The 13,869-nt window shown below is 74.3% G+C and carries 14 protein-coding genes; 7 read left to right on the forward strand and 7 right to left on the reverse strand.

The window, feature by feature from the left end:
* Window positions 1-33: 33 nt before the first annotated feature.
* Window positions 34-405 (reverse strand): YbjQ family protein, encoded by a 372-nt coding sequence (locus tag ACZ7KX_RS04975; protein ID WP_470325331.1) that lies wholly within the window; start codon window positions 403-405, stop codon window positions 34-36.
* Between the two features lie 124 nt (window positions 406-529).
* Between ACZ7KX_RS04975 and ACZ7KX_RS04980 the strand changes: the two genes are divergently transcribed.
* The 3 genes from ACZ7KX_RS04980 (at window position 530) to ACZ7KX_RS04990 (ending at window position 3,060) form a co-directional block, all read left to right on the forward strand.
* Window positions 530-1,459 carry a hypothetical protein gene (locus ACZ7KX_RS04980; protein WP_470325332.1) on the forward strand — a complete coding sequence of 310 codons (930 nt, stop codon included), beginning with the start codon at window positions 530-532 and terminating at the stop codon, window positions 1,457-1,459.
* 155 nt (window positions 1,460-1,614) lie between these two features.
* Entirely contained in the window at window positions 1,615-2,139 is a 525-nt protein-coding gene (locus ACZ7KX_RS04985; protein ID WP_470325333.1) for a hypothetical protein, read from the forward strand.
* Between the two features lie 153 nt (window positions 2,140-2,292).
* Window positions 2,293-3,060, forward strand: a complete 768-nt coding sequence (locus ACZ7KX_RS04990; RefSeq protein ID WP_470325334.1) for an aminoacyl-tRNA hydrolase — start codon at window positions 2,293-2,295, stop codon at window positions 3,058-3,060.
* 122 nt (window positions 3,061-3,182) lie between these two features.
* Here the strand turns inward: ACZ7KX_RS04990 and ACZ7KX_RS04995 are convergent, their stop codons facing one another.
* From ACZ7KX_RS04995 to ACZ7KX_RS05005, 3 genes are read right to left on the reverse strand one after another with little or no spacing between them, the layout of a single operon-like run.
* Window positions 3,183-3,938, reverse strand: a complete 756-nt coding sequence (locus tag ACZ7KX_RS04995) for a hypothetical protein (protein ID WP_470325335.1) — start codon at window positions 3,936-3,938, stop codon at window positions 3,183-3,185.
* Window positions 3,939-3,961: 23 nt separating this feature from the next.
* Window positions 3,962-4,717, reverse strand: coding sequence for a hypothetical protein (locus ACZ7KX_RS05000; protein ID WP_470325336.1), 756 nt, complete (start codon window positions 4,715-4,717; stop codon window positions 3,962-3,964).
* On the reverse strand, window positions 4,714-5,631 hold the full coding sequence (locus ACZ7KX_RS05005; RefSeq protein ID WP_470325337.1) for an ATP-binding cassette domain-containing protein: 918 nt from the start codon (window positions 5,629-5,631) through the stop codon (window positions 4,714-4,716). The genes ACZ7KX_RS05000 and ACZ7KX_RS05005 overlap by 4 nt, the downstream gene beginning before the upstream one ends.
* Before the next feature lie 215 nt (window positions 5,632-5,846).
* On the opposite strand from ACZ7KX_RS05005, the gene ACZ7KX_RS05010 reads away from it, so the two are divergent.
* Together ACZ7KX_RS05010 and ACZ7KX_RS05015 are read left to right on the forward strand one after the other, a co-directional pair.
* On the forward strand, window positions 5,847-7,112 hold the full coding sequence (locus ACZ7KX_RS05010; RefSeq protein ID WP_470325338.1) for a sensor histidine kinase: 1,266 nt from the start codon (window positions 5,847-5,849) through the stop codon (window positions 7,110-7,112).
* A 68-nt stretch (window positions 7,113-7,180) separates the two neighbouring features.
* Window positions 7,181-7,840, forward strand: coding sequence for a response regulator transcription factor (locus ACZ7KX_RS05015; protein ID WP_402801764.1), 660 nt, complete (start codon window positions 7,181-7,183; stop codon window positions 7,838-7,840).
* A 63-nt stretch (window positions 7,841-7,903) separates the two neighbouring features.
* Here the strand turns inward: ACZ7KX_RS05015 and ACZ7KX_RS05020 are convergent, their stop codons facing one another.
* The 3 genes from ACZ7KX_RS05020 to modA all read right to left on the reverse strand — a co-directional run bounded on the left by ACZ7KX_RS05020 (window position 7,904) and on the right by modA (window position 10,867).
* Complete coding sequence (locus tag ACZ7KX_RS05020) at window positions 7,904-8,980, reverse strand: ABC transporter ATP-binding protein (RefSeq protein ID WP_470325339.1); 1,077 nt, start codon at window positions 8,978-8,980, stop codon at window positions 7,904-7,906.
* Window positions 8,981-9,107: 127 nt separating this feature from the next.
* Complete coding sequence (locus ACZ7KX_RS05025) at window positions 9,108-9,917, reverse strand: ABC transporter permease (RefSeq protein ID WP_470325560.1); 810 nt, start codon at window positions 9,915-9,917, stop codon at window positions 9,108-9,110.
* A gap of 89 nt (window positions 9,918-10,006) precedes the next feature.
* Window positions 10,007-10,867, reverse strand: a complete 861-nt coding sequence (gene modA / locus ACZ7KX_RS05030; RefSeq protein ID WP_470325340.1) for a molybdate ABC transporter substrate-binding protein — start codon at window positions 10,865-10,867, stop codon at window positions 10,007-10,009.
* A gap of 429 nt (window positions 10,868-11,296) precedes the next feature.
* On the opposite strand from modA, the gene ACZ7KX_RS05035 reads away from it, so the two are divergent.
* Both ACZ7KX_RS05035 and ACZ7KX_RS05040 read left to right on the forward strand, forming a co-directional pair.
* Entirely contained in the window at window positions 11,297-12,364 is a 1,068-nt protein-coding gene (locus ACZ7KX_RS05035; RefSeq protein WP_470325341.1) for an RNA ligase (ATP), read from the forward strand.
* A 93-nt stretch (window positions 12,365-12,457) separates the two neighbouring features.
* A complete protein-coding gene (locus ACZ7KX_RS05040) occupies window positions 12,458-13,822 on the forward strand; it encodes a cytochrome P450 (RefSeq protein WP_470325342.1) in 1,365 nt (454 codons plus the stop codon).
* Window positions 13,823-13,869 lie beyond the last annotated feature (47 nt).

Raw genomic sequence — 13,869 nt, forward strand, 5'->3', positions numbered from 1 at the left:
CCCCGCTGGTCCCGTGGGCGGAGCCTCCGGGTGTCAGCTGGTCGGGGAGATCACGGCGGCGGTGCCGTAGGCGCAGACCTCGGTGCCGACGTCCGCGGCCTCCGTGACGTCGAAGCGCATCATCAGGACGGCGTTGCCGCCGCGCGCCCTGGTCTGCTCCACCAGCCGCTGCATCGCCTCGTTGCGGCTCTCGACCAGGGTCTTCGTCAGACCGCGCAGCTCCCCGCCGACCAGTGACTTCAGTCCGGCACCGATCTGGCTGCCGACGTGGCGGCTGCGCACGGTCAGTCCGAAGACCTCGCCGATCACGTGATCGACGCGGAATCCGGGGACGTCATTGGTGGTCACGACCAGGACATCGGCGTTCGGGCCCTGCCCGCCGCCGTACTCGTTGATGTCAGCCATGGGACTCATCCTGCCCATGTCGGGTGTCCGGGTGACAGAGGCCGGGCCGGTAGGTGGCCGAGAAGGCTTCCGGAAGCTGGTCCGGACCGGTGATCGGGCGGCCGAAAGGCCGTACCGTAGCCCCATGGGCGAGCGAAGCGATCATCCACAGGGGCCGGGCGCGGCGGAGGACTCCGGCGCGCAGGAGATCGAGGCGACGGTGGTGCTGGGCCTGCGGATCACCGACTGGCCGGCGTTGCGCGCGGCCGCGATCAGGGCCGTCGAGGAGCTGGACTTCGAGGGTATCGACCCGGCGGGCCAGCGCCGTGAGCTGCTGCGCGAGGTCGCCGAGGACGCCAATGCGGCGCTCGGCGCGCTGCTGCACCCGGACCGGCTGGTGGCCGCCATCCCCGGGGTCGAGGCGATGGGCGGCACGCTGGAGATCAGCGTGACCGAGGACTTCACACCGGACTTCGCCGAGCTGTTCCCGCTGGACGGCGACGACGAGGACGGCGGCGCGGGCGCGGACTGGACGCTCACCCCGCGCACCGCCTGCCTGCTCCACGCCCAGCTGCTCGGGTTGGCCGACGCCGCCTACGACGACCTCGACGAGCACGGGGACGAGGCGGTCGCCGACGGCGAGGACATCGACTGGACGGTCTTCGCCCGGCTGCCCCAGCGCACCTGGGGGATGCACCGGGGCTGGCGCCGCGCGATGGCCCGGGCCTTCGACGACCTGGCCGACGACCTCGCGCTCGGCGAGTGGCCGCTGCCGCGCTGCCTCGCCGAGGAGATCGCGCTGCGGATGGCGCTGGTGGACGCCAGGGCGCTGCTCGGCGCCCAGCCCGAGTCGGTGGCCGACATGATGGGCGACCTGCCGGCCGACCTCTACGACTACGACTGGGACGGCTGCAACGACGAACTGTTCGGCGTCTACGGGCCCGACGACGGCGACCCGGAGCTCGGCGCGGAACAGCGGACCGAGGTGCTGCTGGCGGCCACGCACCCGGAGGGCTGGTTCCTGATGTACGAGGACGCGGAGGAGCGGGACCCGCAGCGCGGCTACCGGCGCTGACCGGGCGTCCGGGCCTGGCCCGGGCTGAGGTCGGGGCACGGGCCGGGCCGGGGCTGTCCGCCGGGGTCGTCGGTCGAGGGCTGCCGGCCGGGGTTCTCGGCCGGGGTCCTCGGCCGGGCGGCGCGGTCCGGTGGGTGGGCGGCTAGGCTGCGGGCATGTCCGATGTGTCTGGTATGCGCGATGTGGCCCCGGAGGGTTCCGGCCGGGCGGACGAGTCTCCGGCCGGTGGGGACGAGTCGGCGCTGGACCGGATCGCGCTCGGCCTGGACGGTGTGCGGGCGGCGCAGCGTGGTCGGACGGCCGAGGCGCGGGCCGGTTTCGAGGCGCTCTGGGACGAGCTGGGGGAGCAGGACGTCTTCCACCGCTGCGTGCTGGCGCACTATCTGGCCGATCTGCAGGACGATCCGAGGGCCGAGCTGGAGTGGGACCGGCGGGCGCTGGCCGCCGCCGACTCGTTGACCGCCGAGCGCGCCCAGACCTACGAACCGGCCCTCCAGGTCCGCGCCTTCTATCCCTCACTGCACCTCAACCTGGCCTCGGACCACCTCAAGCTCGGCGAGCCCGACCTCGCCCGCGAGCAGCTGGAGCGGGCGGTGCGCAGCCTGGACGCACTGCCCGAGGACGTCTACAGCGCGGGTATCAGGGCCGCCGTCGACGAGCTGCGGCAGCGGCTGCGCTGACCAGGGGTCCGGCAGGGCTGCGCGGGGTCGGGCGAGGCCGAGCGGTGGGTCGGGAGGGCCTGCGCGCGCGGTCGGGCGAGGCCGGGCGTGGGGGCGGGCCGGAGCGGACGGGGCGGGCCGGACCGGGCCGAGCGGGGCTGGCATGCTGGACGGGTGACTTCTCCGTTCGATGCCCCGGCCGCCGCGTCCTCGCCCGCCTCGTCCACCCCGCCCTCGCCCGCCGACCCGGGCTCGGGCGACTCCCCGGCCCCGGAGGAGCGTGACGCGCGCCCGCAGTACGTGCTCCCGCTGGTCGTCCGGGTGGAGCGGGCCACGCCGCCGGGGCGGACGGACGCGCTGGAGACCTCGGCCCGTGCGGTGCTCACCCTGCTGGCCGACCCGCGGGTGACCGCGGTGGACGGCGAGTGGGCCGAGCGGGTCGCGGCCTGGGAGGACGCCCGGATCCGCAAGGTGGTCCGGCGGGCCCGGGGCGGGGAGTGGCGTCGGGCGGGCGAGCTGCCGGGCGTCACCGTGCGGGGGCGGGAGGCGGAGGTGCGGGTGTTCCCGCCGGTTCCGCTGGACGGCTGGCCCAAGGAGCTCGCCAAGCTGCAGGTCTCCGGGACGGACCTGGAGGAGACGGCCGAGGTCGGCGTGCCCGAGGCGGGACTGCCGGTGCTGTGGCTCAACCCGGAGCTGGAGATGAGCGCGGGCAAGACGATGGCGCAGACCGGCCACGCCGCGCAGCTCGCGTGGTGGCGGCTGGACGAGGCGCAGCGCAAGGTGTGGGCCGAGTCCGGCTTCGCGCTGGCGGTGCGCACGGCCGGGCCGGAGCGGTGGGAGGAGCTCGTCCGCAGCGGGCTGCCGGTGGTCCGGGACGCGGGCTTCACGGAGATCGCCCCGGGCAGCTGCACGGTGATCGCGGAGCATCCGGCGTTGCGGTGAGAGCGGCGCGTTCCTGCGAACAGCGGACAGATGACAGATTTCGAAATCTGTCATCTGTCCGCTGTTATTTGTCCGCTGTCACCTGAAACCTGTCATCGGTCCGCCGGCGGCTGCCGCCCGGGCTACCCGCCGGAGGCCTCGTGCCGGCGCAGTGCCCGCAGGCCTCCGTACACGGCCAGGGTGGTCCAGAGCGCCATGATCAGCAGCCCGGTCCAGTAGCCGTAGTGGACGCCCGGCTCCGGCTGGGTGCGCATCGCGTACAGGCCGGCCCGGTCGGGCAGGAACTGGCCGACCTCGCGGACGCCCGGGATGGCGGCCAGCCAGGTCGTGCCGAGGAAGACCATCGGGGTCAGCAGGCCGAGCGCGGCGCTGAGGTTGCCCAGCATCGTGGTCAGTCCCAGGCAGATCAGCACCATCATGGGGTGGTAGAGCACACCGGCCAGGAAGCTGCGGGTCAGGCCCGGGGTGGAGAGGTCCAGGCCGACGGTGGCGTCGACGGCCAGGAACGAGCCCGCCGTCGAGAGCAGCCCGAGCAGCAGGCCGAGCCCGGCGCCGATCGCGAGCTTGGCGCCGTACAGCCGGCCGCGTCGCGGGACGGCGGTGAGCGAGCCGCTGATCATGCGGGTGTTGAACTCCTGCCCGATCAGCAGGATTCCGAAGCAGGCCACGGCGACGTGGCCGAACAGGAGCCCGTAGTAGATCCCGCCGGCCGGGTCCTCGCCGGGGGTGTGGTCCTTCACCCCGTAGGCGGCGTTGACCGCCGCGGTGATGCCGACGGTCAGCACCAGAGCCACCAGCGGGGCCGCCCACTGCGAGGGCAGGGTGGTGAACTTGATCCGTTCGGCGCGCAGGGCGTTGGCGGTCGGTCCGGGGTTCATGCCCATCGTCCCTTCGTCCGTGGTCACTTGGTGCGGCGCAGGGCGCGCAGTCCGGCGTACGAGGCTGCGGCGGCCCAGAGCGCCATGATCAGCAGTCCGGTCCAGTGCCCGTACACGACGTGCGGGTCGTCGACGTAGTGCAGGGCGTACTGGCCGGCGCGGTCGGGCAGGAACTGCGCAAGTACCCGGGCGCCGGGCAGGCCGCCGAGGGCCGGCGAGACCAGGAAGACGGTCGGGGTGACCAGGCCCATGGCGGCGGTGAGGTTGCCGAACAGCGTGGTCAGCCCGAGGCAGAACACCACCAGCAGCGGCGGGTACAGCACCCCGGCGACGGCGGCCCGGGTGAACGCGGGGCCGTGCCAGGCGCCGGGGACGGTCGCCGCGTACCCCGCGAAGGCGCCCGCGGTGCCGGCCGCGCCGACGACGAGGCCGACCAGCGCGCCGAGCGTGAGCTTCGCGCCGTACAGCCGGGCGCGGCGGGGGACGGCCGTGAGCGAGACTTCGATCATGCGGGTGTTGAACTCCTGGCCGATCAGCAGGATGCCGAAGCAGGCCAGCGCGACATGGCCGAAGTTGAGCCCGTAGAAGACGCCCACGCCGGGGTCGTCGACGATGCTGGGGTCCGCGCCGCCGAGCCAGGCGCCCACGGCCGTGGTGATTCCGGCACTGAGCAGCAGGGCGAGCAGCGGGGTGAGCCAGAGCGAGGGCAGGGTGGTGAACTTGATGCGCTCGGCGCGCAGGACCGGGAGGGTCGGGCGGACCGGGTGGCCGGTGCTCATGCCGCCACCTCCGCGCGGTACTCGACGCTGTCGGCGGTCATCCGCATGAACGCGTCCTCCAGCGAGTCCTGTCGGACCGCGATCTCGTACAGCACCACACCCCGGGCGGCGGCGAGCGCCGCGATCCGCTCGGGCTCGGCGCCGGTCACCTCCCAGGCGCCGCCGTCGACTTGGGTGGCGTCGAGGCCGTGGTCGGGGTCGGCGAACAGGGCGACCAGCTTGGTCGGGTCCACGGCACGCACCCGGATCCGGGTGCGGCCGTGCCGGTCGATGAAGTCGGAGGTGGCTGCGTCCGCCAGCAGCCGGCCGCGGCCGATCACCACCAAGTGATCCGCGGTGAGGGCCATTTCGCTCATCAGGTGGGAGGAGACCAGCACCGCCCTGCCCTCGGCGGCGAGTTCGCGCAGCGTGGTGCGGATCCAGCGGATGCCCTCGGGGTCGAGGCCGTTCACCGGCTCGTCCAGCAGCAGCACCGCCGGATCGCCGAGCAGTGCGGCCGCCACTCCGAGGCGCTGGCGCATGCCCAGGGAGAAGCGTCGGATCCGTTGCCCGGCGGCGTCCGTCAGGCCGACCTGCGCGAGCACCTCGCCGACGCGGCGCTCCGGCAGGCCGTTGCTCGCGGCGAGCCAGCGCAGGTGACCGCGCGCCGTCCGGCCGCCGTGCAGGGCCTGGGCGTCCAGCAGGGCGCCGACCTGCCGCAGTGGGTCGGCCAGTTCGGTGTACGGACGGCCGTCGATCAGGGCGTGCCCGGCGGTGGGCCGGTCCAGGCCGAGGACCAGGCGCATGGTGGTGCTCTTGCCCGCGCCGTTCGGGCCGAGGAAGCCGGTCACCACACCGGGGCGGACCTCGAAGGACAGGTCCTCGACGACACGTCGGCCGTCGTACTCCTTGGTCAGGCCCTGGATCTCGATCACTGCCGTGCTCCCTTCGGCTCGTTCGGTGGCGTGCTGCGGCCGGTGGTCCCGGCCGGTGGTCCCGGCCAGTGGTTCCGGCCGGTGGTCACATTCGACCGGATCGGGCCGGAGCGGCGGATCCCGCAGCGGAGTGGAGCCGGCTCCCTCTCGGGAGGGAGCCGGTTCACACCCGGGGCGGGAGCCGGGAACCGCTGCTGAACTGGCAGGATGGCGCGGTGACCAAGATCGCTGTGCCCAGGATCCTCGCGCCGCTGCTGGCCGGTGCCACCTACGCGCGCCTGCTGCACCTCCTGGTCGGATGGATCTTCATGGGCGTCGTCCTGTTGATCTATCCGGGGGCGGTGGGGCTGACGCTCCCCCGGATCGTGGCGGAGTGCGTCGCCGTGGACGCCGTCCTGCTGATGCTGGTCGCCCTCATCCCGGCGACGCGGCGGGCGGAGGGGGTCCAGGCCCGGCTGCTGCTGGTGCCCGACCGCGAGGAGGACATCGCCGCCGACTCCTCCCGCGGCTGGGCCGACCGGTGGCGCACCGCCCTCTGGCTGATCGGCCGGGTCGCGCTCGGCTCGGCCGTCGGGATGACGACCGTGGTCGGCGTCAACGAAGGCGGCGGCCTGCTGGCGGGGCCGCAGGGGCCGAGCTACCTCCTGCTCCTGCCGGTGGCGCTGTTCGCCTACGGCTGGCTGGTGGTGGCTGCCGGACGCCTCCAACTCGCCATGGCTGTCCGACTGCTGGGTCCGTCACCGGCGGAGCGGCTGGCGGAGGCCGAGCTGCGGGCCGAACGGCTGCTGGAGCGCAACCGGTTGGCCCGCGAGCTGCACGATTCCATCGGCCATGCACTGACGGTGACGGTCCTTCAGGCCGGCGCGGCGCGCGAGGTCGGGGACCCGGCGTTCGTCGCCAAGGCGCTGGAAGTCATCGAGGAGACCGGGCGCCGGGCCATGGACGACCTCGAACGCACCCTCGTCCTGCTGCGGGAGACCCCGCCCGGGGTGAACGGCACGGCCACCGAGCAGCCTGGGATCGAGCAGCTGCCGGTGCTCTTCGACACCGCCCGCGCGGCCGGCAGTCCGGTCGAGGCGTGGATCGACGTACCGGCCGGAACGCTCCCCGGGGTGCTCGCCCGCGAGTCCTACCGGATCGTCCAGGAGGGCGTCACCAATGCGCTCAAGTACGCGCCCGGCGCGCCGCTCAGCGTCCGGATCGCCGTCCGGGACGGGCAGTTGGAGCTGCGCTGCACCAACCGGGCACCGAACGGTGCGGGCGGAGCGGGCGGTGCGGGCGGGGCGAGCGGGGCCGGTGGTGCGGGCGGCGCCGGGGGCGTGCTGCGCCGGGCGGGCGGGGGGCGCAAGGGCGGCAAGGGCCTGCGCGGCATCCGCGAGCGCGCCATGCTGCTCGGCGGCGAGGCCACGGCGGGGGCGGCGGCCGACGGGAGCGGGGAGTGGGTGCTGGCCGTCCGGCTGCCCCTACGCTTGGGGTCGTGACGGATGATCTTGCCGGAGACGGGTCCGGCGGGAGGCGGCACGGGGACCGTGGGGAGGGTGGTGCGGTGATGACGGACATTCTGCTCGCCGACGACGAGGAGCTGGTCCGGTTCGGGCTGCGGGCCGTCCTGGAGGCGCAGGGGGACCTCCGGGTGGTCGGTGAGGCCGCCGACGGCGCCGAGGCGGTGGCGATGGCCCGGACACTGCGCCCGGACGTCGTGCTGATGGACGTCCGGATGCCGGTGATGGACGGCCTGGCGGCCACCCGCGAGCTGCTGCGCCCCGGGGCCCCGGGGGAGCGGCGGCCGCGGATCCTGGTCGTGACCACCTTCGAGAACGACGACTACGTCTACCAGGCGCTGCGCGCGGGCGCCGACGGCTTCCTGCTCAAGCGCTCCCGCCCGTCCGAGATCGCCCACGCGGTACGGCTGGTCGCGGCCGGCGAGTCGCTGCTGTTCCCGGCCGCGATCCGCCGCCTCGCCGCCGGGCACGGCAACCCGGCCGCCCGAGCCGCCATGGAGCGGGCGGCGCTGACCGAGCGCGAGGCGGAGGTGCTGCGGCTGGTCGCCCGGGGCCTCAGCAACGGGGAGATCGCGGAGCAGCTGTTCCTCGGCGTGCAGACGGTGAAGACGCACGTCAGCAGCGTGCTGGCGAAGCTCGGCGCGCGCGACCGCACCCAGGCGGTGATCGCCGCGTACGAGTCGGGGTTCGTCGAGCCGTCCGAGTAGCCCCGGGACCGGCAGGAGGCAGGAGGCAGGGGCCGGCGGTCGGGCCTCCCGACCGGCCCCGGTTCAGGCCGGATAGGCGTGGGTCTGGGTGGCCTTGACCGAGGCCCAGACCGTGACCCCCGGCGAAAGCTCCAGCTCCGCGACGGCGGCCGGGGTGAGGTCGGCGGCCATCGGCAGGCGGCCGGCCAGCTCGGTGCGGACCCGGTCGCCGTGCAGGTCCAGGCCGGTGACCTCGGCCTGCCACAGGTTGCGCGCGCTGGACTGCGGCCGCTCCCGGTGGAGGGTCACCGCGGACGGCGGGAACGCGACGAACGCCGGGCCGTCCAGCTCCTCGGTGGTGACCAGCACGGTGCCGTCCGGGAGCGTCACGTGCGTGCCCTCGGACCGGCCCTGGTACAGGTTCAGCCCGACCAGGCGGGCGATGTAGTCGGTGCGCGGCCGCCGGGCGACCTCCGCCGGGCTGCCGGACTGCACCTCGTACCCGTCCTCGATCACCACCAGCCGGTCGGCGAGCACCATCGCGTCCAGCGGGTCGTGGGTCACCAGCACCGCGACGGCCTCGAACTCGGCCAGGTGCCGCCGCAGTCGGGACCGCACGTCCAGGCGGGTGCGGGCGTCCAGGGCGGCCAGCGGCTCGTCCAGCAGGAGCAGCCGGGGGCGGACGGCGAGGGCCCGGGCCAGCGCCACCCGCTGCGCCTGGCCGCCGGAGAGCTTGCCCGGGCGGACGGAGGCGTGGTCGGCCAGACCCATCCGCTCCAGCCAGGCGGCGGCTTCGGCCCGGGCGTCCCGCTTGGAGCGGCCCTGGCAGCGCGGCCCGAAGGCGACGTTGTCGAGCGCGCTGAGGTGCGGGAAGAGCAGGTAGTCCTGGAACACCACGCCGACCGGCCGTTCCTCGGCCGCGGTGTGCACGCGCTCGGCCGGGTCCTCCAGGGTGCGGCCGTCCAGGCGCAGGTGGCCGCCGGTGAGCGGGAGCAGGCCGGCCAGGGCGCGCAGTGCGGTGGACTTGCCGGCGCCGTTGGGCCCGAGCAGCGCGATCACCTCGCCGGGGGCGGCGGTGAGGGCGAGGTCGAGGGTGAACGCGGCACGTTCGACCCGCAGTCGGGCGTCGAGGGCGGTGCTCGGGAGGCGTTCGGTGCTCATCGGGGCGGCGTCCAGACGTTCGATCGGGCAGTCGAGCGGGCGTCCGGGGAGACGCGCGCGTCCGAGGAGTCGCGGGTGTCCGCGGAGTCGTGGGCGTCCGGGGAGACGCGGGCGGGGGCCGGCGGCGTCACGGGGTCGACAGCCAGCGGTCGCGCAGGCCGACCAGGACGGCGACGGAGACCGCCAGCAGCACCAGCGACAGCGCGATCGCGGCCTGCGGGTCCGACTCCATGGCCAGGTAGACGGCCAGCGGCATGGTCTGGGTGCGGCCCGGGAAGTTGCCCGCGAAGGTGATCGTCGCGCCGAACTCGCCGAGCGCCCGGGCCCAGGCCAGGACGGAACCGGCGGCGATCCCCGGTGCGATCATCGGCAGGGTGACCCGCCGGAACGCGGTCAGCCGCGAGGCGCCGAGGGTCGCGGCGGCCTCCTCGTAGCGGGGGTCGGCGGCCCGCAGCGCGCCCTCCACGCTGATCACCAGGAACGGCATCGCCACGAAGGCCTCGGCGATCACCACCCCGGTGGTGGTGAAGGGCAGCGTGAGGCCGAAGGCGGAGTCCAGCCAGGTGCCGACGATGCCGCGCCGGCCGAGCACCAGCAGCAGCGCCACACCGCCGACCACGGGCGGCAGCACCAGCGGCAGGGTGACCAGCGCCCGGATCACCCGCCGGCCCGGCAGCTCGGTGCGGGCGAGCAGCCAGGCCAGCGGCACGCCGAGGACCAGCGACACGGCGGTGGCCGCCGTCGCGCTGATCAGCGACAGGCGCAGCGCGTCCCAGACGGCGGGGCTGGTCAGCTCGTCGGACAGGGCGCTCCACGGCGCCCGGACGAGCAGGCCGACCAGCGGGAGGATCAGGAACGCCAGCCCGAGCAGCGCCGGGAGCAGCAGGGTGACCGGGACGCGCTGCGTCCGCGACCGGCGCCGGGGGCGGCGCGGCAGGGCCTTCGCGGGGCCTGCCGCGCCGTCGGCGGTCCGGTCGTGGTTGGGCCGGCCCGACGGGCGCTCCCCGGAACCGGTGGTGCGGTCGCTCACGGTGCCTGGAAGCCCGCCGCGGTCAGCACCTGCTTGGCCTCGGGCGACTGGACGTAGGCGACGAACGCGGCTGCGCCGTCCTTGTTGGGCGCCTTGGCGAGCGCGGCGATCGGGTAGTCGTTCACGGCCTTGTCGGCCTCGGGGAAGTCCACACCGTCGATCTTGGCAGCGTCGGCCTGCACATCGGTCTTGTACACCAGAGAGGCGTCGACCTCGCCGAGTTCGACCTTGGTGAGCGCGCCCTTGACGTCCTGCTCCAGGGTGACCGGGGTGAGGTCGACCCCGGCGGCCTTGAGCGCGGTCTGCGCGGCGGCGCCGCAGGGCACCTCCTTCGCGCAGAGGGCGACCTTCACGCCGGAGGCGGTGAGGTCCTTGAGGCCCGCGACGTGCTTGGGGTTGCCCTTGGGGACGGCGATGGTGAGCGTGTTCTTCACGAAGACGGCCGGCTGGCCGCTCGCACCGCCCGCGTCGGTCACGGTCTTCATGGTGGCCGGGCTGGCGGCGGCGAACACGTCGGCCGGGGCACCGGAGTTGATGCTGGTGGCGAGGCTGGAGCTGCCGCCGAAGTTGAAGGTGACCTTGCTGCCCGGGTTGGCGGCCTCGAAACTCTTGCCCAGCTCGGTGAAGGTCTCCTTGAGCGAGGCGGCGGCGAAGACGGTGACGGTGCCGCTCGCCTTCGGCACGCTGCCACCGGCCGCGGGGGCCGCGGAGCCGGACGAGGAGGCAGAGTTCGAGGCCGCGGAGCCGGAGGACTTGCCGCCGTCGCTGCCGCAGGCGGTGACCCCGAGGCTGAGGACGAGGGCCGCTGCGGCGGCGACGGCGAGTCTGCGGGTGGTGCCGGTCGTACGGGTGCTCATCGGGGCTTCCCCTCCGGGGCGCGCGCCGGACTGGGCGCGAGGGACTGACCGCAGCTGCGGCCATTACGGCGATCATAGTGCCGCAAATGCGAGCGATAAATCCTCTGTTGCTTCGCACAGGCGGGGGCTGGTGCGGGCCTCGGGCCTGCTGTGCGATGGCTCAAACGGGTGTACCCGCGGTGCGCGCAGGCATGTCCGGGGGTGCGTCCAGGGGTGGGGTCGGGGCCGCCGGGGTACGGCGGGGCGGGTGCCGCGTCGGGTGCCGCGTCGGGTGCCGCGTCGGGTGTGAGCCGGGTGCCCGGGCCTGCGGAAAATGCGTCGCGTCGGGGCGGTGCGAGCGGTCAGAGTGGTCGCCGTCCGTACGTTCGTACCTGCGACCGGGCGGCGGAAGTGTGCCGCCACGGTCGAGCCAAGGGGAGGAGTCCGTCCATGTCCATGCTGCGCGTCACCGCCGAGAAGCTGACCGTCCTGGAGCACCCGAACGCCGATGCCCTGGAGCTCGCACAGGTCGGCCTCTACCGCGCGGTGGTCGCCAGGGGCGTGTACCGGACCGGAGACTACGCCGTCTACATCCCCGAACAGTCCGTCCTCCCCGAAGAGTTGATCGCCGAACTGGGGCTGACCGGCAAGCTGGCCGGCTCCGGGGCGAACCGGGTGAAGGCGGTACGGCTGCGCGGTGAACTGTCCCAGGGCATCGTCTGCCGGCCCGCCGCGCTCGCCGACACCGACCTGGCCGCCGCGGCCGAGCAGGGCGAGGACTTCGCCGGCCTGCTCGGGGTGGTCAAGTGGCAGCCGCCGGTGCCCACGTCGATGAGCGGCGAGGTGGTCGGCGCCCCGGACCTGCTGCCCTGGGTGGACATCGAGAACCTCAAGCGCTACCCCGGGATCTTCGAGCCCGGCGAGCCGGTGGTGCTGACCGAGAAGCTGCACGGCAGCTGCTGCCTGGTCACGTACACCGCCGGGACGGGCGAGGTGCAGGTTTCCTCCAAGGGGATCGGCGCGCAGGGGCTGGCGCTGGTCGAGGACGAGCGCAACCTCTACTGGCGGGCGGTGCGGGCGTACGACATCCCGGCGGTGGCGGCCCGGTTGGCGGAGCGGCTCGGGGCCGAGCGGGTCGGCGTCTTCGGCGAGGTCTTCGGCGAGGGCGTGCAGGACCTCGGCTACGGCGCCTCCGCGCGCACCGACCGGCCCGGGTACGCGGCGTTCGACGTGTCGGCCGTGGTGGACGGGCAGCTGGTCTGGCTGTCCGCGCCCGAACTGCTGGACGGCGAGCTGCCGTTGGCGCCCGAGGTGTGGCGCGGGCCGTTCGACCCGGAGACCGTGCTGGGCCACGCCCGGGGCAGGGAGACCTTCTCCGGGCGTGAACTCCACCTGCGCGAGGGGGTCGTGGTGCGGCCGGTGACCGAGCGCTGGAGCCCGGTGCTCGGCGGCCGGGCGATCGCCAAGGTGGTCAGCGACGCCTACCTGACGCGCAAGGGCGGCACCGAGTACGAATAGGCCCGTGGGCGGGGGACGGGACGCGCACCTTCCGGAAATGACTACTCGTCAGTAAAGTCGAAGGTGCGCATTCCCGTGCAGAAGGAGTCGTCCATGGCCACCAGAACTGCCGTACCCGGCCCGGTCGGCAATCCACTGGTCGGATCGCTGTTCGACCTCACCCGCCAGCCGCTGCGCACCTACCTGGCGGCCCGCCGCGACCACGGCGACGTGGTGCGGCTCCGGGTCGGCCCGCCCGGGCTGCGGGCCGACTTCTACGCGGTGTTCTCCCCGGACGGGGTCCAGCAGGTGCTGGGCGGCGAGGCAGCCAACTTCCGCAAGGAGAACGCCTTCTACGACGAGCTGCGGACCAGCGTCGGCAACGGGCTGCTGACCAGCCAGGACGGCGAGTACCAGCGCCAGCGCCGACTGGTCCAGCCGCTGTTCACCCGTCGTCGGGTGGACGGGTACGCGGGCGCGGTCGCGCAGGAGGCGCAGTCGCTCACCGAGCGCTGGCGGGCGGCGCCGGACGGCGTGGTGGACGCGGCGGAGGAGACGTCCCGGTTCGCGTTGCGGGCGGTCGCGCGGATCCTCTTCGGTGCGGACGTGGAGGAGGCGGTGGCCGTGGTCCACCGCAACTTCCCCCTGCTCGGCGAGTACGTCAAGGAGCGCGGCTTCGCCCCGGTCCGCCTCCCGCGCAACTGGCCGACGCCGGGGAACCGGCGCGGGCTGGCGGCCCAGGGGGCGCTGTACGAGGTCTGCGACCGGATCATCGCCGAGCGCGCCGCGCGCGGCGGCGGCCACGAGGACGCGGACGACCTGCTCACGCTGCTCGGACGGGCGCGCGGCGAGGACGGGGAGCGGCTGGATCCGGCCGAACTCCGGGACCAGGTGCTGGTGTTCCTGCTCGCCGGACACGAGACCACGGCCACCTCGCTGGCCTTCGCGCTGCACCTGCTGGCCAAGCACCCGGAGCACCGGAAGCTCGCCCGGGAGGAGGCCCGGACCGTCCTGGCCGGGCGGGCGCCGACGGCGGCGGACCTGGAGGCGCTGCCGTACATCACCCGCGTGCTGAAGGAGGCGATGCGGCTCTACCCGGCGGCTGCGCTGGTCGGCCGCAGGGCGGTCGAGGAGACCGTCATCGACGGGTACGTCATCCCGGCGGGGGCGCAGGTCATCGTGGCGCCGCTGGTCACCCACCGGCACCCCGACCACTGGACGGACCCGGAGCGCTTCGACCCGGACCGCTTCCTGCCGGAGGAGGAGAAGGCCCGGCACCGCTACGCCTGGTTCCCGTTCGGGGGCGGGCCGCGGGCGTGCATCGGGCAGCACTTCTCGATGCTGGAGTCGGTGCTGACCCTTGGGGTGCTGCTGCGGGACTTCGACGTGGAGGCCGTGGACCGGCGGGTCGCGATCGCCCAGGGGATCACGCTGCGGGCGGCGAGCCCGATGCGGATCCGGGTGACGGCCGGAGGCTGACGGGGGCCGGCGCAGCCCGTCGTCCGGGCACACGACCGGGACATTCG

This window comes from Kitasatospora sp. NPDC038210 (genome assembly GCF_055600605.1).

Excerpts from the sequence above, each read along its gene's own strand:
- ACZ7KX_RS04975 (WP_470325331.1), bottom strand. The coding sequence starts at position 405 with ATGGCTGACATCAACGAGTACGGCGGCGGGCAGGGCCCGAACGCCGAT.
- ACZ7KX_RS04980 (WP_470325332.1), top strand. The coding sequence starts at position 530 with ATGGGCGAGCGAAGCGATCATCCACAGGGGCCGGGCGCGGCGGAGGAC.
- ACZ7KX_RS04985 (WP_470325333.1), top strand. The coding sequence starts at position 1,615 with ATGTCCGATGTGTCTGGTATGCGCGATGTGGCCCCGGAGGGTTCCGGC.
- ACZ7KX_RS04995 (WP_470325335.1), bottom strand. The coding sequence starts at position 3,938 with ATGAACCCCGGACCGACCGCCAACGCCCTGCGCGCCGAACGGATCAAG.
- ACZ7KX_RS05000 (WP_470325336.1), bottom strand. The coding sequence starts at position 4,717 with ATGAGCACCGGCCACCCGGTCCGCCCGACCCTCCCGGTCCTGCGCGCC.
- ACZ7KX_RS05015 (WP_402801764.1), top strand. The coding sequence starts at position 7,181 with ATGACGGACATTCTGCTCGCCGACGACGAGGAGCTGGTCCGGTTCGGG.
- ACZ7KX_RS05020 (WP_470325339.1), bottom strand. The coding sequence starts at position 8,980 with ATGAGCACCGAACGCCTCCCGAGCACCGCCCTCGACGCCCGACTGCGG.
- modA (WP_470325340.1), bottom strand. The coding sequence starts at position 10,867 with ATGAGCACCCGTACGACCGGCACCACCCGCAGACTCGCCGTCGCCGCC.
- ACZ7KX_RS05035 (WP_470325341.1), top strand. The coding sequence starts at position 11,297 with ATGTCCATGCTGCGCGTCACCGCCGAGAAGCTGACCGTCCTGGAGCAC.
- ACZ7KX_RS05040 (WP_470325342.1), top strand. The coding sequence starts at position 12,458 with ATGGCCACCAGAACTGCCGTACCCGGCCCGGTCGGCAATCCACTGGTC.